We start from the raw sequence: 1,408 nt of genomic DNA, 5'->3' as shown, positions 1-1,408 counted from the left end.
ATAGAGATTATATGGTAGGAAACCCATTCCCATCTGCTTTAGATGCAAACGATTTTATCAATGATAATCCACACCTTGATGGAACGCTTTACTTCTGGGAACACTACGGAGGAGGAAATCATATCCAAGCAGATTACCAAGCAGGATATGCATTATATACCCTTTCAGGAGGAACACCGGCGGTAAGTCATCCAGATGTATCAAATATTGGAGGTGGTACTAAAACACCAGAGCGCTATGTCCCTGTAGGACAAGGATTCTTTGTTGCTGCCGATAGTGATGGTGATATCGTATTTAGTAACTCACAGCGTAATTTTGTAAGAGAATCTGGAGCTTCAATCTTCTTATTTGGTGATCCTGTAGAAGGACAAAATGGACCAGAAAGTACTACAAGTAATCCTAATATCGATCAGCAACTAGACGATTCAGATTTAGATACACCTGATATGCGTGAGAAGTTTAGAATTGGATTTGACTCCCCTAGCCTATATCACAGACAGCTTTTAATTACTGTAGATCCTAATACAACTTTTGGAATTGATAGAGCCTATGATGGAGAAATTCAGTTTGGCCCTCAAGAAGATATGACTTGGGATATGGAAGACAAGAAGTTTGTTATTCAGGGAGTTCCAAATATTATTGATGTAACAGAGTTTCCATTGGTAGTAACATTACCACAAGCAGGACCTATCCGAATAGGAATAGATGCTCTTGAAAATGTAGATACAGAAACCACAACAGTATACTTAAAAGATCGTGTTCAAAATACAGTAACCAACCTTTTTGAAGGTGATTATGAAATCACATTAGAAGCCGGAGATCATTACAATCGTTATGTAATCGTCTTTAGAACAGATGATAATGATGATGACGATGATGACGACGATGATGATGATGACGATACTACGGATGATACTACTTGGGATGAAGACGAAGAAATAGATGGAGGAAGTATAGGTACAGATGATTGGGAGGAAGAAGAAGAAGAAGAAACAGGTACAGGAGATGATAATGATACAAATGATGATGAGCAAGGAACCTATAATGAGACTTCTAATGATGATGATGAACAAGGAGAAGGTACTTCAGGAACGACTACAAACGATGAAGAAGAGGAAACTGAAGAAGATACCGAGATAGCTATACAAGAAGAAAACGTATCCCTAGAAGAAGAAACAGATCTTACTAGTGTTACCGTAAGCTATAATACGCAAGGAAAGTACATTACAGTAACTAAGAATGAGCGTAACAATATAACCAATGCGAGATTATTCTCAATGCTTGGTCAAGTCATACAACAATGGAAACCAGAAACTGGCACAACAATTATACAGTTACCAGTATCTAATGTAAGTAAAGGACCATATATCCTTCGATTAGAAACAGATATGGGATCATTTACAGAAAA

The 1,408-nt window shown here is 37.6% G+C and carries 1 protein-coding gene; it reads left to right on the top strand.

The window, feature by feature from the left end:
- The coding region (locus CHB80_RS24325; protein WP_143337257.1) for a T9SS type A sorting domain-containing protein at nucleotides 1-1,408 on the top strand (1,408 nt) is incomplete at both ends.

Source organism: Dokdonia pacifica, from assembly GCF_900188275.1.
Taxonomy (GTDB): domain Bacteria; phylum Bacteroidota; class Bacteroidia; order Flavobacteriales; family Flavobacteriaceae; genus Dokdonia; species Dokdonia pacifica.
Note: the sequence above shows the minus strand (reverse complement) of the source record. Positions and strands in the feature narration are given on the sequence as shown.